Source organism: Treponema sp. C6A8, assembly GCF_000619925.1.
In the GTDB taxonomy this organism is placed as follows: Bacteria; Spirochaetota; Spirochaetia; order Treponematales; family Treponemataceae; genus Treponema_D.
In genome coordinates this window covers 173,070-198,191 of record NZ_JHVB01000006.1, presented here as the reverse complement: position 1 = coordinate 198,191, position 25,122 = coordinate 173,070, and the positions used below count along the sequence as shown (strand labels likewise).

Genomic DNA, 25,122 nt, shown 5'->3' with positions numbered 1-25,122 from the left:
AATTCCTGACGGGACAAATCTAATTCTTCATTCAGATCAGGGCTGGCAGTATCAGATGTATGATTATCAGAGGCGTTTGAAAGAAAAAGGAATTAGACAGAGTATGTCCCGAAAAGGGAACTGTCTTGATAATTCGGTAATGGAAAATTTCTTTGGTTTATTAAAATCTGAACTTTTATATTTACAGGAGTTTGAGTCTGTTGAAGATTTCAAAAAAGAATTGGTTGAATATTTGTCTTGGTACAACGAAAAGAGAATTAAGGTTAAATTAAAAGGACTGACCCCTTTACAATTCAGGAATCAGTCCTTAAAATCAGCCTAGTTAAAGTGTCCAATAATTGGGGTGCACTTCAGATCAGCACCGCTTTTTTTATTTTTCCGCAACAACTTCCGCGGATGCGGAAGTTAAGCAAAGGGGCGGTTCACTGCAAGTTTTTAGTTTGCCTTACGCCCTTTGCAAATTTAGAAGAACATTTCTACACCAACTGGGATGTATACTTTGTTTGTAATAGCTGTGTAAGAAAGATCAGCAGATGCCTTTGGATTCAAATTTAACATTGTTTTCATTGTTTCAAAACTACTAGAAATATCCAGTGTACCGTCCATCTTAGCAATTGTAAGTCTGTCTGCTACACCAATGAAGAAGTAGTTGTTAGCAGCAAATGTGTGTTTAAGGTAAACTTCTACACCAAACTTGTGCTGAGACATTTTAAGGTCATTAACAGTCTGTGTTTCACCACCAATCTTACATTTTCCGTCTGCATCAGCAAGAGTAATGTTGTAGTTGAAAGAAAGTCCTGCAAAGTTATTCTGAGCTCCAAATGGGTTCAAACAAACTTCTGTCAAAGCATCAAAACCAGCCATTACGATGTTTGCAGCATTTCCTGTGTAGTCAAGAAGTCCGCTTCCTGAGTTTGTAATGTCTGTATAAGCTGAAAGGTTAGATTTTCCCTTTCCACCCCAAACGTGAGCCTTGTAAAGAATGAATCCCTTCTGAATTACACCCATTGTACCAAGACAAGCATAGAAGTTATAGAATTTTTCCGGGTCATACTGACGGAGATCTTCATCAATTACGAGAGGAACTTTTACACCAAGTTCAATAAGGTTAGCATTTGGAGTTTTGTCCAAATCTACATCGCCAAGTCCTGTTGCTCCACCAGCAAAACCGAGCCAGTCGATACCGAACTCAAAGCGTCCTGCATATGAATCGTAACCCATACCAGCATCGCGAGCAAGCTGATACTTTTCTTTTGAATATTTTTTGTTAGATTCTTCAATAGAATCAGCAATGAACTGAGCCTTAACCTGAGCAAGACCAGGAATTGTGTAACCTAGGCCACCCTGAAGAGTTGAAGCAAGGTCAGAAAGTTTTGTTTTCAATTCTTTGTCAGATTCACTTGCAGAAGAAACAAGACCAAATGCATCACAGTCTACAGCAGCATAAAGACCTTCAAGAGCAGTTCCCTTCTGTCCTTTTGCGCTTACGAACATACCCATAACAGGCCACATTTCTGTAAAGATATCATCTTCTGAACGAACATCTGCAGATTCACGCTGACCAAAGTCACCAATAGAACCACGGAGTTCCTGTTCACGCATTTTACCGAAAGCAACTTTCAAGTCGATTGGATTGAAGTCAAAAATACCCCAGATTTTTGCCTGATCACCAATTGCAACAGCATATTTTCCAGATTCAGCATAAGAAATACCACCGTTCTTCTGCTTCATGTTTTTAGCATTGTTTCCATAAGGGTCTTTTCCGTCATAGTTCTGAGCACCTACGAACAAAGCAGCTGCATCGCTATCAAGGTTGAAGTCAAAACCCCAGCGTTCATCGTTTGTACGACCAATAATCCAGAAACCTACACGGCAACCATAAGACCAGTCTGGAGCAACTGAAGCATACCATTCTGTATCTGTATCGTCTGTTTCTTTTACACCTTTTGCAGCAAGAACAGGAATAACCTGATCATCAATACCTTTTTTTATAGTATCATTAGAATATCCAGCGCTATTAGCTGCAGCTAAAACAGCAGAAGTACCATTCGAAAGAACAGATCCCAATGCATTATTTGTTTGAATTGCAGCACCAGCAAGTACGTCATCATTATACTTTGTAGTTACTTCAATCTTAGTCTTTGTTGTTGTTTCACCAATATTGAATGTTGAGCGTCCCCAAGCACCAAAACTAATTTTTCCAGCAGAGCCTGTAAGTTCATGCACGCCTGCTTCCTGCGCAAAAGCGCTAAAACCAAGAGCAAGTGCCAAAGCACCAGCAACCAACTTTTTCATATAAAAACCTCCTAAGTTTTTACAATTAACGATAATAATAATGTCAAGTTGAAACTTCTAGTATTAGTGTGATAGTACCACTATCACTATGGTAATGATAGCATTACTATCAACCCATTGTCAAATTAATTTTCAAAATTTTAGAAAAAAATTGAAGAATTTTTGTAACTTTTTTCAATTATCTCTATTTGCCCACAAAAAAAGCAGCCCCTTAGGCTGCCTTTCATCAGAAATTAGTATTCCTTTTATTTCTTAATCTCAGTTAGTTTTTCTTTTACTGCTTTCATCTGCTTTTCTGTAAAGTTGAAAAACTCTTGCACACGAGCTTCTGTCATATCACCTGCTTTGAGTAGTTTTACTGCTGTTTCGATATTAGCTTCTTCTCGTTCTTCTTTTGCGAAATCTTCCATTATTTTACACATGTACTTTACTCCTTTATCAGCCTCTTTTAAATATCTGACTTTGTCTGCCAGAATTTTGTTTTTCATATCTCTGGCATTGCGACAGTTAAAATCATGCATAAGCCAGCCAATCTGATTATCACCCCTATATTTACCATTCACATACAAAATATGCATTTTATCGTTGAATGGCTTATCACATTCTTTAACAACTCTTTCTATATGATATATAGGTAACCCCTTTTTAAATATATCATTTTGCGTAATAAAAATAACATAACTTTCAGGTAATTTTTCTGGTTCCATATTCGGAACTGTTTCATCTGCATCCATAAGAGCCGAGTAATATCTCGCCCTTTTTGCACCTGCACCCTTGTCGGCACGTTGAATTTCAATATCATACGGTCTGCCTCTTTCATCACGTGCAAAAACATCAAGCCTGACCGACCTTCCCAACAGATTTTTCACAACTTTTTGAGAAATTTCTTCAATCACCCAAATATTTTTCCTACCAAGAATTGTATTCAACATAAATTGAGTAAGAACTTTGTCGTCCTCAAAAATTCGCGTCATAAAATCATCGTCCATCATAGTGAACTGTTTCAGACGCTCTAGCATTTTCTGCTTTTTTGTAAGCTGCATGGCAACCTTCCTTAATAATAACATACAAAAAAAGAAGCAACAACAAATCATTTCTTCTTTTTCCATATATATACTAGGTGCAGACATTGTTGTTTTGACAAAAAAATAAGAAAAAAGTCTTCAAATTTTCAATTTATTTCCAAACTTCACTATACTAATGTCGTTTCTTGAACTTTTGCATTTATGTGCAGTCGTTGAATTAACCCACTCTTTTAACTATAATATTTTATCTATATAGAAGAATTTTTAAGGATTTTAAAATGCCAAAAATTGAATGTAACGAAAAATTGTTTTTTGATGCTATCGGAAAAAAATACACTTATGACGCTTTGGAAGACGTACTTCCTTGCGCTAAGGCTGAACTTGACGAAAAGCCTGATATGTCGCTCCCTGAAAACGAGCGCGTTGTAAAAATCGAATTAAACGATACAAACCGTCCTGACCTCTGGTCTACAAACGGTGTTGCCCGCCAGATTAAACTTCACGAAGGCGGAAAAACTGTTGATTACATGAAGCTGATGACAAACCGCGGAAACAATGATTATGGTGACCGCGTTGTTGATGTTGACCCGGAGCTTAAAAATATCCGTCCTTACATGGTTGCATTTATGATTGCCGGAAAGCCAATCGACGATCCAATGCTCAAGGACATTATTCAGACTCAGGAAAAACTTGCATGGAACTTTGGCCGCAAGCGTAAGTCACTTTCTATGGGAGTTTACCGCATCGATCAGATTAAATTCCCTGTAAAATATCACGCTGTTGATCCGGACAAAACAAGCTTTGTTCCTCTCCAGTGCGACCAGCCTATGACCTGCCGCCAGATTCTTACAGACCATCCAAAAGGAAAAGATTTCGGCTGGATTCTTGCAGACAAGTCAAAATTCCCTCTTTTGAGCGACGCTAAAAACGAAATTCTTTCTATGGCACCAATTATCAACTCTGCAACTTTGGGTGCTGTTCAGGTTGGCGACAAAGACCTTATGGTTGAGCTTACCGGTGACAATATCGAAAACCTTATTTTGTCGGCAAACATCGTTGCCTGCGACTTTGCTGATCAGGGCTACGAAATTAAACCTGTTCTTGTCCGTCATCCTTATGATACTGGACTTGGAAAGGACATCATGGTTCCTTACTACTTCCAGCCAACAACAAAAACAACTCTGAGCGCAATCAACAAGCTTTTGGGTTCTGATTTTGACATGCCAAAAGTAGTAGACGCTCTTACCCGCATGGGAAGCACTGTTGAAGTTAAGGGCGAAGAAATCACTCTTAGCCCGGCTCCATACCGCAACGACTTCCTCCACGAAGTTGATATTATTGAAGACGTTATGATTGGCGCAAACGTTTCAGCCTTCCCACCGGTAACTCCAAGTGACTTTACTGTAGGCCGCCTTCTTCCTCTTACAGAATTCAGCCGCAAGGCAAAAACTCTGATGGTTGGACTCGGCTATCAGGAAATGATTTTCAACTATGTAGGTTCTAAAAAAGACTACATCGACAATATGCTGATTGACGGCTCAAAAGTAATTGAAATTGCAAACCCGATGAGCGAAAACTATCAGTTTATCCGCCCTGAAATTCTTTCTTCACTTCTCCGTGCAGAAAGCGGAAGTGCAAACGCCGTTTATCCTCACAAAATCTTTGAAATCGGTAAGGTTGCTTACCTCAAGGATGATGAAGTAACTGGTACAATCACCCGCCAGCACATCGGCTTTATTACAAGTGCCGCTAACGCTAACTTCAACGATATGGCAAGTGAAGTTTCAAGCCTTCTTTACTACCTTGACCACGAATACAAGGTTGTAGAAACAGAAGATCCTCGCTTTATCGTAGGTCGTCAGGCAGGCGTTACAGTTAATGGTGAAGTAGTTGGTGTATTCGGTGAAATCCACCCTCAGGTTCTTGAAAACTGGGGAATTACAACTCCTTGTGCCGGCGGTGAACTTGACCTTGAAAGCCTTATGGCAACTGCAGATACAAAAACTGACGCTCAGAAAAAGCAGGAAGCAAAAAAAGCTGACGGAGCCGCATCAAACAGCGGAAATCAGAAGTCAGAAGCAGAAACAAATCCTGCAAAATACTTCAACGAGCACATCCAGCTTCTGGTTGCAAAAATCACTAAAGTAGAAACAAACCCACAGGGCGACAAGCTTTATATTGAAACTTTGGATGACGGTTCTGGAACAGAGCGCATTATTCAGAGCGGTCTCCGCCCATACCTTAAGGAAGACGAGCTTCTTGGTCAGCACGTAATCATCGCAGCTAACCTTGCTCCAAGAAAGATGAAAGGCGTAGAAAGCCGTGGAATGCTTCTTGCCTGCGACTACACAGAAGATGGAAAAGAAAAGGTTGAACTTCTTACCGCTCCATGGGCAGCTCCTGGAACAGTAATTCAGCTTGAAGGTAACGAATACACAGGTGAAAAACCTGCCAAAATCGATATCGACCACTTCTGCAAGGTTGAATACCGCGTAAGCAATAAATGCTTTACAATCGCAGGAATCAAGGCCACAGCAGCCGGCAAGCCAGTTACAACAAACAAGGCCGACAACTGCGAAGTTTGTTAGCGTCGTAATATAATTTAAAATCCTGAAAACCGTTCGATTTTTTCGGACGGTTTTTTTTATACCTCAAATGTAACCGTGTTGCCTGCAATTTTTTTGCTTTTGTAGGTGCCGCGGTCGGCCCGCTGGTACATGGCTTCGAAGGAATCTTCTTTTGTTGCAGGATAGAAAACAGCACCTACGCTGAGTTCGATTTTACGGTTATCAAGTTCCTTAATTTCTACCTTTTCAATGTGTTTAAAGAGGCGGTTAAAAATACTTCTGCCTATTTCTTCATTTGTAACACCTTCCGAAAAAACGGCAAATTCATCACCCCCCAGGCGAAAAACAATGTCTGATTCTCGAAAAGTTTTCTTAAGGCAATCTGCAATGGCAACAATCACCTTATCTCCAACAGAATGCCCAAAAGTATCATTAATTGATTTAAATTTATCTGCATCCATCAGGCAGAACATTCCCTTGCGCCCTTCTGCCATCGCCTTTCGGGTAAGACTTTCTCCGCTTCCACGGTTACGAATTCCTGTCATCATATCGGTTTCAGAAAGCTGACGAAGCTTTTCTTGACGCTTCCTGTCTTCATCAATCGATTCAAAAGCCATCATAATGTGATGCAGCTTTTCTTCTTCATCCCTGTCAATGACAATAAAACGTATCCGCATCCATTTTTCATTTTTTGCCATGAATTCCTGAGAAATAGAATTTACACCATTAAGTCTTTCTTCCAGAGTTTCAGGATTCATAAAAATTTTCATCAGATCCTTTGACTGGTCTGCAGAAATTTTATCTCCGATTTGGACTGAACGGCCTGAAAAATTAGTAAAATCACCTTCAAGTATACCGTCCTTATCCGGATTTCCACGAACATAGGTAAAAGTGTCTTTTTTAAGATTTATTCTTATTACAGACGTATAAATATCGGCAGCTGCCTGAACTTCACGGGCTAAATCTTCCGCTTCCTCGTATTTTCTGTTTATACGGATATAAAGGATTAAAATTATAGTAATAATAGACAGAAGCACCAGGCCTGAAAAAACATAAATAAATAAAAGAGAATGATAAAGGCTGCTGTTGTCCAGTATAAAAATTGCATGCCAGTCAGTGTTGATTGATTCTGCAAAAACAGTAAATTTTTTATTGTTTTCCCGTATTAAAAACTGATTCTGATTTTCAAAGAAAACCTTCTGCAGAAGAATTTTTTGAACGGGTGTCTTTTCTTCAAAAAGCATCCCTACAATTTCCCTGTCTGAATGAGCCAGAACAAAGGCATTCGAATCCATTACCATTGCGGCACGTATAGTTTTATCCTGAGAGGCTTCTTCCATCATTTTTTGAACGCTGTCCAGAAAAATATCCATAGAAACAACACTTTCACCGTCTTCCAGAAGCTGACTTACTGACATCATCATTGTATTTGTCTGAAGATTCAAAAATGGCTGAACAAGAACTGTTTTTCCTTTTCCTTCCAGCGCAGCAGTATACCATGGACGTTCTTTTGGCTGATAGTCTTCCGGTGGAATCCATCCGCTGCCATCAAGATATTCCCCCTGATAATAGCTGTAAATCCCTGTATTGTTTTCGTTGATAATTGAAGCGTAGATTGCCGTTTCATTTATAAGATATTCAGCGGCTTCTTTAACAGGCCTTTTTCTCTTCATCATATCATTAAGCTTGACTGCAGAAAAAGCGACTGCATCCATAGGCATTTTCAGATAATAATTAACCTGCTGAGCGGCCCTTGTTGTTTCATTTTTCCATTTTGAAAGAATATTTTCTTTTGAAGTTGAGTACAGCCAGTTAAATACAAAAATGAGAAAAACAGAAGTTCCTGCCATTGCAAGACAGGAATTGAAAAGAAGCTTCTTACTGATTTTGCGTCTTTTTTTTTCCATCGTATAATTTTATCATTCAAGATGTTATAATACAAATTTATTTTACAACGCAGTTCTTACCGTTTCTCTTTCCGTAATAAAGCTTGTCATCGGCCTGGCGGATAATGGATTCGTAATCGGTCAGGTCAGTGCCGGTGCACATTCCGACTGTAACTGTAACGCTCAGCTTCTGGTCATCAAAATCAACTACAGTATTGCTGATTTTTTTGCTCAGCGCCGTCAAAATTTCATAAGCGCGGTCACCGTTGGTCTGCGGCATGTAGAGAATGAACTCTTCGCCACCCCAGCGTACTGCCACGTAATCACCTTTGGCATTTTCTTCTATTAAGTTGCTTACAACCTTCAGAACGCAGTCGCCCGCCTGATGGCCATAAGTATCGTTAACCTTCTTAAAATCATCAATATCAAAAATGGCGATTGTAAATTCGTTTTCGTTTTCGGTTTTGTTTCGCTTCATGATGTACTCAAAGAAGCGTCGGTTAAAAAGACCTGTAAGCAAATCGTGGTTGCTGAAATAATTGAGCTTTTCGCTGGCAGAATTGAGCTCGAACATGTAAAGGTTTGAAATATAAAAAAGAGTAAAAAGCGTAATGCAGAGGTTCAAAAATCCGATTTCCATGGAGCAGTCTTTTACAATTGCCTCATATTCCGGGAAAAGACAGATTTTTTTCATATAAATAAAATAAATGCCGATTGCGTATGCAATTCCAATGCCCTGGAAAATGTGCTTCATGCGTTTTTTTGGCGGCAGCAAATAGAAAACCACCGAAATCATACCGATAACGTAAAAAATGTAGCAGAAAGAACCGCCCGCAAAAAGTTCACTCACAAAAGAAAAGGTGATAATCTCTAAATATGTAAAAATAATATAAAAATCAGTGTGCTTCTGGAAACTCAATAAAACGACCGCATAAAAAATCGTGCTGAAAACGTTGAGAACCGTAAAAGGATACAAGCCCAAATAATAGAAAAGAACCGCATTAAAGGCGTGTACCATAAGGCACATTATCAAAAATAGCAGGGTTTTCTTTTTAGACAGGAATTCCAGAAACTTTTCAGCCATGTTTGCTCCAAAAACACACGATTATTATAACATTATTTTATCACTATTTTCAAAAAAATCAATTTTTCTTTCAGCGTCTCTTTACCAGATAATCCTTAAAGCCCTTTTCTTCCAGCTGATTCAAAACTGCCTGCACTTCTGCCGTCGCCAGATCGCGGATTACAACACGAGTGATTCCTCCCGCCTTCTGGTAAACTACATTTTTGAATCCCGCCTTCAAAAGCTTCTGCGCCAGAGCCTCGGCATTTGCACGCTCACTGAAAGAACCCACCTGAATATCCCATCGCAATTCCTCCACAGGTTCTTCCTTCAAAACAGCAACTTCTTCTGTGACATCATCTTTCGATGATGAAGGCGCCGGCTTCGCCGCCGCGGTAGTTTTAGGCTGACTTCCAGGGCTTTCACTGCCGGCACTTTCGGCAGCTTTCTTTGCCGTAGCAGCAGAAATTGCAGTTTCTGCACCCCGCTGCAATATTTCTATACTTACCTGAGCAGTGCCTCTTCCCAGCATATCAAGCTTTTCAGCAGCCGCTTTAGAAAGGTCAATTTCCCTTCCTGCAACAAAAGGCCCGCGGTCATTTACGCGAACAGTTACGCTTTTACCGTTGGAAATATTGGTAATCTTGAGAATGGTATTAAACGGAAGCGTTTTGTGAGCTGCCGTAAAATCATACATATTAAAAATTTCGCCGTTTGCAGTTCTTCGCCCGTGAAATTTATCTGCATAATAAGAGGCTTCTACATTTGCCTTATACATTTCAGCAAAAGTTCCGGTTATCGCTGCAAAAGACAGCATCAAAAATAAAATCAGCTTTTTCATATTTTCTTTATCGGCGATTTAGAAAGGGCATTTTAGAGATTTATTAGTAGTATTTTGTGGCAAAGCGTGTTAAAATCAATGATAATTAGTGTTATTTTGAGAAAACAATGCAGATAGAAACTAATGCCATTCAAAAGGAAACAAAATCTCACGGAAACTACAATTTTCCGGTCCTCGTAAGCTACGAAAGCCTTCGCAAATACGAGTCGGGCTCTTTTTTGTGGCACTGGCATCCGGAAATTGAGCTCACCCTCATCACCAGCGGCAAAATGCGCTACAAGGTAAACAACGAGGAATTTGTGCTTAAGGAAGGAGACGCAATTTTCTGCAACTCCGGCGTTCTGCATTCGGGCAGTATGATTGCACTGGAAAACTGTGACTACATTGCAACGACTTTTGACCCAAAGGTGATTTACGGCTTTGAAAACAGTATTGTCTACACAAAATACGTAAAACCCGTTGTTCAGGATTTTTTCTTTCCTGTAGTTGTTTTTGACGGCGCAGAAGACTGGCACAGCGACGTAATTACAACAATCGAAGAGCTAATAGAAAAAAATAAGCTTCAGACAGAAGAAAAAGAGCTGGAAATTATTATATGCCTCCAGCAGTTCTGGAAGCTTCTTTTTCAGCATCGAAAGAGTTTTATAAAGCCGGAAGTACAGACAAATCTTGATTTTGAACGCCTTCGTTCCATCATTACTTATATAGAACTTAATTATGAAAACCGCATTACCCTGGATGATATTGCGGGAAAAATTAATCTCTGCAAGGAAGAATGCTGCCGCCTTTTTAAGCGCTGCATGAATACCAGCATTTTTGACTACATCATTCAGTTCAGAATAGAAAAAAGTGCCCGCCTCTTAAAAGAAACGGACACTTCCATAACTGAAATTGCTCAGGATGTAGGTTTCAACGACGCAAATCACTTTGCAAAAATTTTCCGCCGTGAAAAAGGCATGTCGCCGACACAGTTCAGGAAAGGTTAGAGATTGTCGGGTCAAGCCCGACAATGACAGGACTCTTACGCGACAATGGCAGGGCAGCTGAACATTGTAACAGGGCAGTTACACTGCCTCGCTGAACTGGCGGATAACGTCTGCGCCGCCGGCAAAGGTTCCGATTGAACTTCCCACCGATGACAGTATAAATACCAGAAGCACGCGAAGAATGCGGTTACGGTAAAAGCCCTTAATCGACTGAACGTCTTCGCTAAGGTTTTCCATATCACGCACGCGAGGCTTGCAGACCATTGCCTGAATAATTCCACTGACAAAACCAACGCCAATAAAAGGACAAAGCGAAGTAAAAGGCGCCGCAATAAATGACACGATAATCGTCACAGGATGTGCCAGCGCAAGAATAGAAAGAGCTGCGCTTGGAATGCCGTTCCACAGCACCCAGGTAGAAAGCATTGCAGTTCCAGCCTTGCGGCCGCCGTAAACAAAACCAGCCGCAATAAAACCGATAATAATTGCCGGAATCAGCCAGCCGATAAACTTAGCTATAGATTTTTTAGCAGGAACTTCACTGATTGCAGAAACATCGCTGTTTTCGCTTCCGGCTGCAATCTGATTTAAGTGGGCTTCAACGCCTGCAAGGTGACCGGCACCTAAAACTGCCACGATGTTATTTCCCTGCGATTCCCAGATTTTGCTTGCAAGGTATTTATCACGCTCGTCGATTAAAACTTCCTTAATAACAGGCATCTCTTTGGATAGTTCGCCCATCATGCTGTCCATTTCGTTTTTTTGCTTGAGCGCTTCAATTTCGGACTCGTCCACTTCTTCTTTTGAGAAGGCGCTTGCCAAAAGCGAGGCGAGCAGTCCCATCTTGCCGAAAAAGCCGTTTTTAGCCCAGGCACGGCGTAAGGTTACCTGAACGGGACGGTCTACCATGCTTGTAGCAATTCCCATTTCATCAGCGGTTTTAATTGCCGCAAGCATTTCATCACCAGGTTTTACCCCGATATTCTGCCCCATGCGTTTCTGAAAACTTGCCAGCATAAGGTTAGCAAGCACAAGAAAAACCTTTCCTTCGCGAATTACCTTAATAATATCAAGTTCACTGTACTTCTGGCCGTTCTGAATTGAATCGGCACGCTTTTCATCAAGCTCTACCGCAACGCAATCCGGCTTAAGTTCTTTAATTGTATTTGTTACTTCTTCAATACTCTGCGCACTTACGTGAGCGGTTCCCACCAGAGTAATTTTCCGTCCGCCCAGTTCCAAAACTTTCTGTGTCTGACTCATCTAAGATGCCTCTTTATTGTGCATTAGCCTGTTTTTCTTTTTGAACTTCAAGCCCTGCCTTCATTCCCCATTCAGCAATTCGGAATTCAAAGAACATTGGAGCCTGCATAGCTGCAACCTTAGAATACATTTCTAAAGCGCCGTCTCCTCCGCCCATGATTTCATAGAAAAGGCCCATGTAAAACTGCATTTTGCCTTTCTTCTGGCTGTTTTCTTCCTTATTAATACGCTGAACAAGAGCGGCTTCGGCATTTCGGTTGAAACCATCAACGTAGAAACGAGCCATCATATATTCAATGCTTTCGCGGTCAAGAGTCTTCAAAACCGGATTAATTACGTTTTTTGCTTCCAGCGGCTTCTTCATTTTGTAGTAGCAGGCAGCAATCATCAGCTTGTAAGAAAGGCTCTGGCTGTATTCATATGCCTTTTCAAAATATTTAATGGCATTTTCAAGATTTCCTGCGTGGTATTCCAAAATTGCAGTTTCTTCGTAAGCGTAAAAATATTTTGGATTTGTCTGAATTACCTTATGGTAGTTTTCAAGCGCCTGATCAAACATATCTCGCTCATCATAAACTCCGGCAAGGTAGGCATAAGCCAGGAAGTATGTCGGATCAAGATCTACGGCCTTTTTCCAGGCAGAAGCTGCTGCATCATATTTTCCCTGAGAACGCAGATAATTTCCCAAATCCATATAAAAATCATAATTTGAAGGTTCAAGGGCAATCGCCTTTTTCACAAGACTTTCTGCCTTCAGATAATTCTGGTCTTCTGCCGAAAGTTTTCCCAGATAAGAATAGGCAATGGCACTTTCCGGATTCTGATTAAGAAGGCGTTCAAATGATGATTTTGCAGTCTGCATGTCATCAAGGTAATAGCACATCTGGGCAAAACCAAAGAGAGCATCTTCATTTTTGCTGTCGCCCTTCAAAGCCTTTGCGTAACTTGTGCGGGCCTGCTTGTATTTTTTTGCAACTGCGTAATCCTGTCCCTGCTGAATATTTACCGCAGGATTGTAAGGGTCAACTGTAAGAATACGCTGAGCTGTTGCCTGATATGTTTTTTTGTCACCCTTTGCGTGAGCGCACATAGAAATCAGTTCAAGAGCCTCTACGTTTTTATCATCAATTGTCAAAACTGCTTCTGCGCTTGTAATTGCCTTATCATACTGGCCGTCTGAATAATAAAGTGCACCCAAAAGATTTTTGAGGCCTGTATCATTCTGTAAACCTGCAGGCATCTTTTCAAAAAGAGCAATTGCCCCCTTCAGATTATTTGCGTTCAATTCCTTCTGGAGCTGATTTGCAAACCTCACATTTGCGGACTGTCCGGCATTTCCGCCCTGAACAAAGTCAACACTACCTGAAACGCTTTCTTTTACTTCTGTTGTCGAAGCGTTAGCTGCAAAACAAAATGTAAAAAATGCAGCACATGCTAAGATTTTGCTTTTTTTCATATCTTCCCCTTGACAGAAAATTCGGCTAAACTGTAATAACTATGCAAATTCGTGTTATCAGAAAAGCCTTAAGAATGCTTCTAGTCGATTTCGTTATAATAATCGGCATTTTTATTCTTCAATTTAGAACAGATTCAAGCATAATGGAAAAAATAAGAAATCTCCATATAACTTTGGAAAAATCTGATGAAAGCGGCTCTGAATTTCCGCTCAAGAACAGAATGCAGATTTCTTATAATGGACTCAACCTTTTCATTGATGACCAGAATCCTGCCACAATTTCAAAGTCGGGAACAAATCAAAAAATCCCGGTTAGACTGCAAACCTGGGAGCAGGATGAAAATTCCTTTACCCTTCATTTTACTGATGACGTAAACCTGACAGTCGGCTTAAATATTTTGGATTCAGATAACGAAAGTAATGAGCCTCTTGATTCTTCTTTGTATGCCATAGCTGACCTTCCTGATAATATTTCTGCCCTTTATCTTCCATTTAAACTCAATTCCTACATGAAAATTGAAGGTTCTGAAGGTTCAAAGACAATCCTTTCGGGCAAAAAGAAAAGCTGGGAACTTTACACTCCTGTAACTGCTGAAAAACTTGTCGGCTTTACAAAGAGCAATTCCCGCCTTTCTTACGCAATTCATAATGAAGTTCGTAAATTTAATTTTGAATCTATTACTGACCTTGCCATTGCTGATTCTGCCCTTTTCTACGAAGTTCGAAATAACATCAAGACAAGTTTAATCAACGCATTTAAGTCAAACACCCTGGAAACTAACCTTAACGAACAGGTTGCCATTTCTTACGTTGCAGCTCAGGCCGAGTCTGGAAACTACACAAGCGCAATTGAAGAAGTTCCTGCTTCAATCAAAAAGAGCAAGACAAGAACTTACCTTTCAACTCCATACTTCAATTCCCTTGCTGATATGAACAAAATCCTTGAAACCTATATCGCAAGTACCGAAATGCAGATTGTAAAGGCGGCAACAACAAACTCTCTTGATTTGTTCACAGTCCGCAATATTGCAAACTTCCTTTGTATCAGTGAAAACAGAGCTGCTGTAGTCCAGCTTTTACAGAATGCGGCCAATGCTGATATTTCCCACACTTCTCTTGCTCAGGCAACGGGAATTATTCAGACTTACATTGATTTGTATACACTGATGCCGGAATATGCGGCTGTAATTCTTCCTGCCGTAGAAAACTGTGTTGCCCGCATTGGCGATGCTTGTAATTATGATGGAAATACCCTGACAATTTCGGAAAACGACACCTTTGTTTCTGTCATTCAGGCTGCAGAGACCGGAATGGCACTTATGCGTTTTGGTAAAATTGCAGAAAATCCTGTTTACGAAAAGTCAGGTTACGTAATTATCAATTCTTATTTGAACGGAACAAACTCTTTTGATTTGAGGACTCTTTCAAATCTTTATCCGATTTTGTTCTTTGATAATTCTTATTATCCTCACTTTGAAAAAATCGATGTTACAGATAATCACTGGACCTGGGCATGGACTTGTGCTAAAGACATCCGCTACAAAAAGGATGGTGACACTTCGATTACGCTTTCTATCGATTTCCCTACAACTTATACACATTATCTTATCATCAAGGGAATTCCGCGCTTTACTTCTATTTATATCTATGATATCAGCTTCCGAACTGACCCTCGTTTTGAAAACTATAACTCTTCTGGTTATGTTTACCAGGCAGACAGCAAGACTCTTCTTCTTAAGTCCCGCCATAAGCAGTCTACAGAAGATATCCGCCTTGATTATTCAGTTCGTCCGGTCGTTGTTGAGCCGGAGCCTCGTCCGGGTGTAATTGATATTTCACCGGAAGCAGCAAAGGCTTCTACACCAGAACCTGAAAATGAAGAAGCGGAGCCATCAGAAGAAGACTCCGCTAGTAATTCATAGTATCATGTCATTCTCGGGCCGAGCCCGAACATGACACAGCTTTCTTAAAATCTTTCAGCTTTCTTTCCGCTCTTCACGAAGGCGCTGGCACCTTTACGGCTGGCAGCGCGAGGTGAATTGCGTTCTGTGTGGGAATGTGTGTTAGGACGCGAGCTTCTGCTTCCTTCGCGGGCTCTGCGTTCTGCGCCAGCTTCCGAACGGCGGCGTTCTCTTCCGCCAAAGTCTCCTCTGCCACGGCCACCAAAATCATCGCGTCCACCGCGACGGCTTCCACGGCCTTCTTCCTTATTATCAACGTGCATATGTGGCAGGCTTCTGTCTGACTTAGACAATTCAATAGCCTTTCTTGCCGACGCAATCGGAAGGCTTACAAGGCTGAACTGCTGGGCAACATCAATCTGATCAACCATGCGTCCCGGAATATGAAGCAGCTTGCTGAAGTAGTCTGCAATTTCCTTGGCGCGGTAACCGTCTTTTTTACCCAAAGAAATAAAGATACGGGTCTGGTCTCCGCGTGGAGCAAAATCTCTGTCCTTAGAAACTGAAATGCGGCCGTAATGTTTTGGAGAAAGCTTTTCGCCGTACATTACAGAAAGAACTGCAGCCAGTACCTGATTAGGGTCACGGTCTTTTGCAAGCTCGTTTGCAAAGCTGACAAAGTTTGGATTGATGTTAGAAATATCTACATCCGGGATAGAAGCTGGTCTTTCAGCAAGACCTTCTACCTGTGCGTCTGTGGTTTCTTCTGCAGCAGCTTCTTCTACCTGTGATGATGCTGTAAAAATCTGCTTTTTGAGTTCGTCAAAAAGTCTTTCCTGTTTTACGCTGATTACTTCGTTTACAGAAGGAATTGTGCCTTCCTTAAGTTCACCCTTACTTGCCTTTGCAACTGCCTGAGTCAAAAAGCGGAGCTTGCGGCGTTCTTCAGGTCGAACAAATGTAACAGCTACACCTTCTTTTCCTGCGCGTCCTGTACGACCAATGCGGTGAACGTAAGTTGCAGCATCAAAAGGAAGAGAATAGTTTACAACGTGAGTCAAATCTTTAATATCAATACCGCGGGCTGCTACGTCTGTTGCAACAAGAATGCGGGTCTTTTTCATCTTAAGGCGTTCAAGAACCTTTTCACGCTGATTCTGCATGATGTCGCCGTGGAGTGCGTCTGCCTCGTAACCGCGCATATCAAGCTGGCGGGTAACGTTGTCGGCATCCATCTTAGTCTGTGTGAAAACTACACCGTAAAAATCAGGTGAAATGTCGATAAGGCGAACCAAAGCTTCAATCTTTTCGCTTTCTTTTACAACCCAGTATTTCTGGTCGATGAGAAGAGGCTCTTCAACAACCTTAGCTTCCTCAATGATGTCGTATTCGCCCATAAAGTCTGCAGCGATTTTGAGTATTGGAGCCGGCATTGTAGCGCTGAACAAAAGAATGCGGGCATCCTGATTTGCCTGCTGGAAAATCTCGCGGATGTCGTCGATAAAGCCCATGTCCAGCATTTCATCGCCTTCGTCCAGGATAAAATATTTGATTTTAGAAAGGTCTAATGTTTTGCGTTCAAGGTGGTCTTTAATGCGGCCTGGAGTTCCTACTACAATTTCGCAGCCCTTTTTAAGCTCGCGGATCTGAGAAACATAGCTTGCACCGCCGTAAAGTACTGTTGTGCGTGGAAAGCTTTTTGAAGCAAAAGACTGCATTTCTTCGCAGGTCTGAATTGCAAGCTCACGGGTTGGTTCAAGAATAAGTGCCTGAACTTTATCTGATTTTTCTTTGATTGATTGAATGATTGGAAGTCCAAATGCGGCTGTTTTACCGGTACCTGTGCGGGCGCGGGCAATAAGGTTTGTGTCCCCGTTCAAAAGCCGTGGAATTGCCAGTACCTGAATTGGAGAAGGAACTTTAAATCCTTTCTTTTCTACTGCTTTAAGTGTGTCTTCATCAAGACCAAGGTCTGCAAAGCTTACTTCGCCGTCGTCATCATCATCGTCTTCAATGTCGGCATCAGCCTCGTCAGACTGCAAAGGAATAACTTCATCGTCTTCGTCAGCCAAAAGTTCTGAAGACAATACAACTTCGTCAGAAGCCAATGCGGCTTCATTCATTTCTTCGATTTTCATAAATACCTCTGTTTTCCGGGATTTTCATCCCTTATCCAATCGAAAGCAAAGTCATTTATGAACTCTCTGAAACAAAATAACCACGCTTTCGCACTGCCCCTCGAATTATTTTGGCAGCGAAGTTCACTATAAAGGAAAGTAATGAATATTACAAGCAAATCTTGTAATATTTCGCATTTATTGCGATATTTTATACGATTTATTATTCGGCTCGGTTTCTAACGGATTTCCTATTTTGCGCATTTGATTACTGCCTGAGCTCCTGACTAAAATCGGAAAGCCGTTAAAAAAAACTTGCCAGTGGCAAGTTTTTTAGGCTTATCCGCTAATCCGTCTCGCCAGATTTATCTGGCGGCGACCCGGCAGGGTGCTGGGGCTCAGGCAAAAAAAATGCCTTCCCATTTCTGAGAAGGCATTTATCTTAGTAATTTAGTCTAACTATTTGTTAGCTTTAATTACAGCCTGAGCACCAGCAAGACGAGCTGCTGGTACACGGAATGGTGAACAAGATACGTAGTTCAAACCGAGCTTGTAGCAGAGAGCGATAGAAGCTGGGTCTCCACCGTGTTCACCACAGATTCCGAGGTGAAGGTCAGTCTTAACCTTGCGTCCTTTTTCTTCTGCAAGACCGATCATTACGCCAACACCATCTTCGTCCAAAGTCTTGAATGGGTCCTGGAGGAGAACCTTCTGATCCAAGTAAGAATCGATGAACTTAGAGTAGTCATCACGGCTGAAGCCGAATGTTGTCTGTGTAAGGTCGTTTGTACCAAATGAGAAGAAGTCTGCATATTCAGCAATCTTGTCAGCTGTAGCTGCAGCACGTGGGAATTCGATCATAGAACCAATCTGGAACTTGAGTGAAAGTCCTGTTTCTTTGTTTACATTAGCGATTACAGCTTCTGCCTGAGCACGAATCTGTTTCAATTCAGCGAATGTAGTTACGTTTGGAATCATGATGCGAACATCGTGTTTAAGACCATCTTTTTCAGCCTGAGCTGTTGCACGAGCAATAGCTTCAACCTGCATTTCGTAGATCTCTGGGTATGTGATAGCGAGACGACAACCACGGTGACCGAGCATTGGGTTGTGTTCGTTAAGTTCTGAGTATTTCTTGTTGATGAAGTCAACTTTAACACCAAGTTTCTTAGCCAAAGCTTTAGCCAAGTCTGGAGTTTCAGCCTGTACGAATTCGTTAAGAGGTGGGTCAAGAAGACGGATTGTTACAGCGCGTCCTTCCATTGTCTTAATGATTCCGTAGAAGTCTTTCTGCTGGAGAGGAAGGATAGCAGCAAGGTTAGCCTTTCTTTCTTCAGTTGTGTCAGAAATAATCATCTTCTGGAATGAAGTAAGTTTTGGTTCTTCGAAGAACATGTGTTCTGTACGGCAAAGACCAATACCAGCAGCACCAAAGCGGAATGCCTGTGGAGCTTCGTTCTGTTCAGCGTTAGCAAGAACTTCGAATCCCTTAACAGTCTTTCCAGATGGAGTTGTACGAACAGAAGCTGCGCGAACTTCATCAGCCCAAGAAAGGAATGTTTCGAGGTCGCCAGAAACTGAAGCTGGAGTTACAGGAATAACTTCGCCATATACGTTACCTGTTGAACCGTCGATAGAAATGAAGTCACCCTTCTTGAATTTCTTTCCGCCGATTGTAACAGAATCTTTACCTGTGAATACTACATCAGAACATCCACATACACATGGAGTACCCATACCGCGAGCAACTACGGCTGCGTGTGATGTACGTCCACCAGTAGAAGTCAAGATACCCTGTGCAACATACATACCTGCGATATCATCAGGAGATGTTTCTTTACGAACAAGGATAACCTTCTTACCAGCTTTGTCCCATTCTACAGCTTCATCAGCTGTGAATACGATCTGACCACAACCAGCACCTGGTGAAGCGTTAAGAGCTGAAGCCAAAGGTTTAGCTGATTTAAGAGCCTTAGATTCGAACTGTGGGTGGAGGAGCTGATCAAGCTGATCTGGTTTTACGCGAAGAAGAGCTTCTTCTTTAGTAATCATCTTTTCGCCAACCATATCAACAGCCATCTTAACAGCAGCAGGACCTGTACGTTTACCATTGCGGCACTGGAGCATGAAGAGTTTTCCTTCCTGTACAGTGAATTCCATATCCTGCATATCGTGATAGTGAGCTTCAAGACGGTCACGGATTGTAGAAATTTCTTTGAAGATTTCTGGCTGCTGTTTTTCAAGAGCAGAAATATCCATTGGAGTACGGATACCAGCTACTACGTCTTCACCCTGAGCGTTGATAAGGTACTCAGCCATGAAGTGGTTCTCACCAGTTGAAGGGTCGCGAGAGAATGCAACACCAGTACCTGATGTTTCACCCATGTTACCGAATACCATTGCCATTACAGTAACAGCAGTTCCCTTAATTACGTTCTCATCAATGTTGTTGAGCTTGCGGTAAATGATAGCGCGTTCGTTCATCCAAGAACCGAATACGGCACCGATAGCTCCCCACATCTGAACCTGTGGATCCTGAGGGAAATCTTCACCCTTTTCTTTCTTGTACATTTCCTTGTACTTAGCAACGATTTCCTGGAGGTTTTCTGTAGAAAGTTCAGTATCTTCTTTTACACCAGCTTTTGCTTTTACAGAAGAAATGATTTCTTCGAATTTGTCATGATCAACGCCCATTGCAACGTTACCGTACATCTGGATGAAGCGGCGGTAAGCGTCCCATGCGAAACGTGGGTTGTTAGTCTTGTTAGCAAGACCGATAACTGATTTATCGTTAAGACCGAGGTTGAGGATTGTATCCATCATACCAGGCATAGATTCAGCAGCACCAGAGCGAACAGAAACGAGAAGTGGATCGTTTTCGTCACCAAGTTTCTTTCCGAAAGTTGTTTCAAGTTTGTTAAGATATTCAGCAACTTCCTTATCAAGTCCCTCAGGATATTTTTTGCCAAGCTTGTAGTATTCCTGACATACGTCAATAGAAATTGTGAATCCAGGTGGAACTGGAAGACTTAAAGGAGCCTTTGCCATCTGAGCAAGGTTAGCACCTTTACCACCGAGAATTGGGCGCATTGATTCGTCGCCTTCTGCATCCCCGTTGCCGAAAAAGTAAACATACTTTGTAGCCATTTATTTTACTCCATTCTTAAAAAAAGATTTGCAATGTTAATAGGAATATTTTATAGATTTATAACAATGATTACAATAGTTAGTTTACTGTAAATTTTAACGGATAACGGTAACGAACGGCACAAGCCTTGCCATTTGCGTTGGCAGGAATACATTTAATTCCTCTCAAAGCGGCAATGGCAGCTTCTGCAAAACCGTGTCCCGGATCCTTCAGCACCTTTATATTTTTAATAACTCCTTTGCTGTCTATGTAAAGTTCCAGATATACCAGGCCTTCTATTCCCTGCTTATAAGCCATTGGCGGATAAACTATTCTGGAAAGAACTTCCCGGTTTGGAATAACCGGAATAGATGAAATTTTATGCTGGGGCAGGAATATTTCCTGTTCTTCTTCCATCTGAACTTCTTCCTTTGTTTCTGAAATAAGTTCAGAGGCTTTTGGCTGATTTTTTACCTTTACGACTTCCTTTTTTTCAACAGGCTTTGGAGCAGGCTTTACGTATTCCTGAATATCTACCAGCTTAAAAATATCGGCCTCGTGAAAATCCACGGTTTCTACATCCTCTGCCTTGCTTTTAAAATTAATAAAATAAATTGCTCCCACATGAAGAAAAAAAACAAAGGCAAAAAGCAGTGGACGGCATAAAGGCGTCAACTTAGAAATGCTAATTGTATTTTTCATTCAGGCACGCTCCCTTACAACAAAACTTACTACGCGGTGCTGCAGCGACTGCAGAATACCAACAACCGAATTCACATATTTATATGGAGTATCTTTATCGGCAATTACGTGAATTCTTACGCTGGGGTTTTCTGTGATTGCTTCAACAAGAACCCGCTCCAGCCCTATGGCATCTAAAACCTCGCCATCTGCTGAAATAATTCCATTTTTCTGAACCCAGATTTCAAAATTCGTATCAGCCTGAGTTCTCTCCAAAATCGTACTTTCCGAATAATTGATTTTTTCTTCGTAGCGCTGATTCATAAGAGAAATCAGCATGATAAAAATCAAAAGCAGAAAGCCTATATCCGACATAGACGACGTTGTAATAGAAGGATTTCTTCTCTTTTTTTTGATATTAACCATTTTTACACGCCCCTATTCCGTCTGACCTTCATTCATTCTGAAGGAAAAGTTTTCTACCCGGCACTTCCTGATGGCTGCAATTACATCTACTACATTCTGGTAGGCGCAGTCCCCGTCAATTGAAAGCAGAAAAGTAAGATTAGGCCAGGTTCTCAATTTTTCTTCAATTCTTGTTGTCAGGTCAGAAATGTTGAGTTCTTCCTTATCCAGGAAAATTCTGCCGTCCGCCTGCAGTTTGCATTTAAAAATATCTTCAGTGTTTACTACAATCGGCTTTTCTTTTGACGGCAAATTCAATAAAAATCCCTTGTTCACATTAAATCCCGCTATCACAATAAAAAAGATAATTAAAAGGAAGGAAAGGTCATTTAATGAACCTGAACTTCCCGCATCTTCTACCTTATGACGCACAAATCGCTTAATCATTTCTTATTTTCTCCTGCGACTATGCACCCATCAATTCCGGTACAAGGTCGTTGATTGCTTTGGATGTTTCTGCCGCAAAAGTATCTACCTTCTGAATCAAAAGGTTGTAAGCAAGAAGGGCAACGATTGCGATTATCAAACCAAAGACTGTTGTGATAAGTGCCTCGTAAATACCGCCGGCTACAAGCTGGGCGTTTACGTCGGTGGCTGTTGCAATTGACTGGAAGGCTCCAATCATTCCTGAAACGGTGCCCAAAAATCCTGTAAGCGGCGCCAATGAAGAAAGAGCTGTAAGATAGTTGAAACCGTTTTCCATGCGGCGAAGGCGTTCCTGAGCTTCTGCTTCTGCGGCGCGTTCCATGCGGTTTTCACCGAATCTTGCGTTTCTTACAAGAGCCAGCAAAACTGTCGCTACAGTCTGTTTTCTTCCATATGATGAAAGATATTTTTCGGCTTCGTATCTCTGATTATCATGAAGGAAAGACTTTACCTTATTGCTGATTGGCGCAACCTTGCAGTCATGCCAGGCCAGATAAATGCAGCGTTCAATAATAATCGCAATTGTTGCAACCGAATAAGCCAGAAGTACCCACATAAAAGGGCCGCCAAGTTTGAATAATTCAATTAAACTAAATCCGTTTTCCATAATTTTTCTCCTGTGTTAAGCAGCCGGGAAATGGCCGCTAATTTTTTTAGAATTTAACCTTAAGTCCAAAAGAAGGAACTGGCATTCCCAAATTAAAGCTTGCCGACTTGGCTTCGCTATCCATTTCACCGGTAAAGGAATTGAACTCCTTATTTCCTCTTGGCTGATAAAGATTTACAAAAACATCCTGAAGGGCAAAGTAGTATTCCCAGCTTGTTTTTCCGCCGTTTGTTTTCCATTCGCGTGAAATCTTCAAATCAACCGGGCAGGAAATAGTTGTTCTCAAAGTATCGCTGTATACACTGCTTCTTGTGTAACGCTGAACGACAGTGCCGTCATCCATTACCGCTGCATAGCAGAATACATCGCCTGTGTCTTCTTTTGGTGTTCCAGTTGCCAAAGTTCCCTTAACTGTAAAAGTCCATCCCTTTCCAAAATGCCAGTTGCTTACCAGGTTCATAGTGTGGAAGCGGTGATAAGCCGGGAAATACCATTCATTCAAAGGCTCATTTGGCTGCACTCTTGGAACCTGGTTAGCGCCAACGTCTACAGGATTTTTGAGCTTAGAGTAGACAAATGAGTAAGACAGATAACCGTCCCAGTTAGAACCGATTTTCTTTTCAATCATTGTGTCTACGCCAAACACATAGCCCTTTCCGTTAGTCTTAACCAGAATGTCTATGTCCTTGTAGCCTGACTCAGCACTGGTAAACTGATAATTGTAAATTCTTGAAAGATAGTATTTATAGTAAGTTTCAACTTTGAACTTCCAGCCGCCTTCAAGAGCTGCATCTGCTCCCAAAACTCCCAGAAGGGCGCGGTTAGGATGCATTTCAAAATCCTTCAAGCCCATATCACGATTAAACATCATTGTTTCGCGTGGAATGGAAACAAAAAGGCCTGTTCCTGCAGTAAAGGAAGCTTTTTCAAGAATTCCCTTGTTTCTCCAAGGAGTAAAAGTAATGTTGGCGCGTGGACAAATATCTGGAACCAGTGAGATAGAGTAATCATCATCAAAATTGCGAAGATTGATAAACTCACCGCGCAGACCAAGTTCTGTCTGAATAAAATCTGTGTCATTTCCATAAGTCCAGGAAATAAAGGCCGCATTATCAAAAATGCAGTTTCCGTCATTTGAAATGTCCTTTTTTACACGACGGAAAATATAGTCATCATTTACTTTCTGTTCATCCCAGCCGTCTATGCTGTTTTTATTTTTTCCCTTCTGGAAGGTTTCATCAAAGCCTACGCAAAGATGATTTTTTTCATTCAGCTCAATTTCACTTTCAAGACAGCCTGTTACAAGATGATTTTTAATATCCTCAGTATAATCTACTCCAAAACCATCCAGATTGTAGCCTGCTCCGCTTTTTACGCTTGCAGATTTAGAACTGTACTTTTTGATGAAATCATTGTTGTACTTTACGATTCCGCTTTCTTTTTCCTTCATGTCCAGATTTTCAAACATTCCGTTGTAAGAAAAAAGACCGTGGAACATAAGTTTATCTGTAGCAAGATATTTAATATTTACGCCGCCAAGAACCTGATAAATATCGTAATCCATTACAGTTTTTGTTGTTAATCCGTTCTTTTCAACAGATGTATCAAGTGAAAGTCCGTCGCTTCCAAAAAATCCGATAACTGAAATATCAAGTTCTGAACATGGCTTGAAGTTAGCCTTAAGGAAAAGATCGCGGATGTATGGAGCGCGGTCAATATCCTTCATTCCGTCTATATTCATCTGCTTGAAAACCCAGACAATAGGATCAAGATATGAAAGGTGACTTCCAATAATCATGCCGCCTACATTTTTTCCAAAAGGAACCTGAACGAAAGCATCGGCACAAGTAGTAGAAATGCCCGCATTTACGTGAACTTTTTCAAAATCAGGCTTAAGAGTTGTAGCTTCCATAAGACCTGATGAGGCGCGGCCGTACTTAGCCGAAAAAACACCGTTCGAAAGTTTTATCGAATCAATGATTGACGGATAGAAAAAGGAAGCTCCGCCTCCCCAGTGATAAGGGAACAAAAGATACATGCCGTCAAGGGTATATCCAAGCTCTCTAGGCTGACCGCCGCGCACAGAAGGTTCTGAACCCCAGGCGCCACCGTAAGTTACACCCGGCAAGGTACGTACGGCAGCCATAGTGTCTTCAGCAATACCCATGTTTGCAGTAGCTTTCATTTCTTCTTTTGTGATTACAGTTGAAACACCTGTTTTTTCGCCTGCTCTTTCTGGTGCAGAACGATGTATTTCAAGACCCTCTCCCTCAATTACACTCAAAAGTTCCATTTCATCTTCAAGTGTAAAATCCAAATCATCATCTTCTTCTGAAAGATTTGTTTCTCCTGCGAAAGCAAAAGCAGGCAAAAACAGCAATAAAAGCAATAATTTTTTCATTTTTGAAATCCTCGT

At 41.3% G+C, this 25,122-nt stretch carries 18 protein-coding genes; 4 read left to right on the top strand and 14 right to left on the bottom strand.

Annotated elements, in window-relative coordinates:
* On the top strand, positions 1–322 hold a 322-nt coding region (locus T530_RS0106845), incomplete at its 5' end, for an IS3 family transposase (RefSeq protein WP_027728370.1).
* A gap of 140 nt (positions 323–462) precedes the next feature.
* Here the strand turns inward: T530_RS0106845 and T530_RS0106840 are convergent.
* Entirely contained in the window at positions 463–2,295 is a 1,833-nt protein-coding gene (locus T530_RS0106840; RefSeq protein WP_027728369.1) for a hypothetical protein, read from the bottom strand.
* A 245-nt stretch (positions 2,296–2,540) separates the two neighbouring features.
* Positions 2,541–3,404, bottom strand: coding sequence for a PD-(D/E)XK nuclease family transposase (locus T530_RS0106835; RefSeq protein ID WP_197018250.1), 864 nt, complete (start codon positions 3,402–3,404; stop codon positions 2,541–2,543).
* A 194-nt stretch (positions 3,405–3,598) separates the two neighbouring features.
* Here T530_RS0106835 and pheT point away from each other — a divergent pair, with 194 nt between their 5' ends.
* Positions 3,599–5,908 carry a phenylalanine--tRNA ligase subunit beta gene (pheT, locus tag T530_RS0106830; protein ID WP_027728367.1) on the top strand — a complete coding sequence of 770 codons (2,310 nt, stop codon included), beginning with the start codon at positions 3,599–3,601 and terminating at the stop codon, positions 5,906–5,908.
* Positions 5,909–5,964: 56 nt separating this feature from the next.
* Here the strand turns inward: pheT and T530_RS14740 are convergent, their stop codons facing one another.
* The 3 genes from T530_RS14740 to T530_RS0106815 all read right to left on the bottom strand — a co-directional run bounded on the left by T530_RS14740 (position 5,965) and on the right by T530_RS0106815 (position 9,677).
* Positions 5,965–7,794 carry a diguanylate cyclase domain-containing protein gene (locus T530_RS14740; RefSeq protein WP_051537876.1) on the bottom strand — a complete coding sequence of 610 codons (1,830 nt, stop codon included), beginning with the start codon at positions 7,792–7,794 and terminating at the stop codon, positions 5,965–5,967.
* A gap of 37 nt (positions 7,795–7,831) precedes the next feature.
* Positions 7,832–8,857: a GGDEF domain-containing protein gene (locus T530_RS0106820; RefSeq protein ID WP_027728366.1), complete on the bottom strand. Its 1,026-nt coding sequence runs from the start codon at positions 8,855–8,857 to the stop codon at positions 7,832–7,834.
* Between the two features lie 70 nt (positions 8,858–8,927).
* A complete protein-coding gene (locus T530_RS0106815; RefSeq protein WP_027728365.1) occupies positions 8,928–9,677 on the bottom strand; it encodes a septal ring lytic transglycosylase RlpA family protein in 750 nt (249 codons plus the stop codon).
* A 107-nt stretch (positions 9,678–9,784) separates the two neighbouring features.
* Between T530_RS0106815 and T530_RS0106810 the strand changes: the two genes are divergently transcribed.
* Entirely contained in the window at positions 9,785–10,663 is an 879-nt protein-coding gene (locus T530_RS0106810) for an AraC family transcriptional regulator (protein WP_027728364.1), read from the top strand.
* Positions 10,664–10,741: 78 nt separating this feature from the next.
* Here T530_RS0106810 and T530_RS0106805 read toward each other — a convergent pair whose 3' ends face one another.
* Both T530_RS0106805 and T530_RS0106800 read right to left on the bottom strand, forming a co-directional pair.
* The gene (locus tag T530_RS0106805; RefSeq protein WP_027728363.1) at positions 10,742–11,926 is read right to left on the bottom strand and encodes a TraB/GumN family protein; all 1,185 of its coding nucleotides are present in this window, start codon (positions 11,924–11,926) and stop codon (positions 10,742–10,744) included.
* A 13-nt stretch (positions 11,927–11,939) separates the two neighbouring features.
* Entirely contained in the window at positions 11,940–13,382 is a 1,443-nt protein-coding gene (locus T530_RS0106800; RefSeq protein ID WP_027728362.1) for a tetratricopeptide repeat protein, read from the bottom strand.
* Positions 13,383–13,525: 143 nt separating this feature from the next.
* Here T530_RS0106800 and T530_RS0106795 point away from each other — a divergent pair, with 143 nt between their 5' ends.
* Positions 13,526–15,304 (top strand): hypothetical protein, encoded by a 1,779-nt coding sequence (locus tag T530_RS0106795; RefSeq protein ID WP_027728361.1) that lies wholly within the window; start codon positions 13,526–13,528, stop codon positions 15,302–15,304.
* A gap of 44 nt (positions 15,305–15,348) precedes the next feature.
* Here the strand turns inward: T530_RS0106795 and T530_RS13800 are convergent, their stop codons facing one another.
* The 7 genes from T530_RS13800 to T530_RS0106760 all read right to left on the bottom strand — a co-directional run bounded on the left by T530_RS13800 (position 15,349) and on the right by T530_RS0106760 (position 25,107).
* Positions 15,349–17,421: a DEAD/DEAH box helicase gene (locus tag T530_RS13800; protein ID WP_027728360.1), complete on the bottom strand. Its 2,073-nt coding sequence runs from the start codon at positions 17,419–17,421 to the stop codon at positions 15,349–15,351.
* A gap of 438 nt (positions 17,422–17,859) precedes the next feature.
* On the bottom strand, positions 17,860–20,547 hold the full coding sequence (gene ppdK / locus T530_RS0106785) for a pyruvate, phosphate dikinase (protein WP_027728359.1): 2,688 nt from the start codon (positions 20,545–20,547) through the stop codon (positions 17,860–17,862).
* A 79-nt stretch (positions 20,548–20,626) separates the two neighbouring features.
* A complete protein-coding gene (locus tag T530_RS14735; protein WP_051537875.1) occupies positions 20,627–21,229 on the bottom strand; it encodes an energy transducer TonB in 603 nt (200 codons plus the stop codon).
* Positions 21,230–21,634 (bottom strand): biopolymer transporter ExbD, encoded by a 405-nt coding sequence (locus T530_RS0106775; protein WP_027728358.1) that lies wholly within the window; start codon positions 21,632–21,634, stop codon positions 21,230–21,232.
* A gap of 12 nt (positions 21,635–21,646) precedes the next feature.
* Positions 21,647–22,060, bottom strand: coding sequence for a biopolymer transporter ExbD (locus tag T530_RS0106770; RefSeq protein ID WP_027728357.1), 414 nt, complete (start codon positions 22,058–22,060; stop codon positions 21,647–21,649).
* A gap of 19 nt (positions 22,061–22,079) precedes the next feature.
* A complete protein-coding gene (locus tag T530_RS0106765) occupies positions 22,080–22,706 on the bottom strand; it encodes a MotA/TolQ/ExbB proton channel family protein (RefSeq protein ID WP_027728356.1) in 627 nt (208 codons plus the stop codon).
* Between the two features lie 46 nt (positions 22,707–22,752).
* Positions 22,753–25,107 (bottom strand): TonB-dependent siderophore receptor, encoded by a 2,355-nt coding sequence (locus tag T530_RS0106760; RefSeq protein WP_027728355.1) that lies wholly within the window; start codon positions 25,105–25,107, stop codon positions 22,753–22,755.
* Positions 25,108–25,122: the final 15 nt, after the last annotated feature.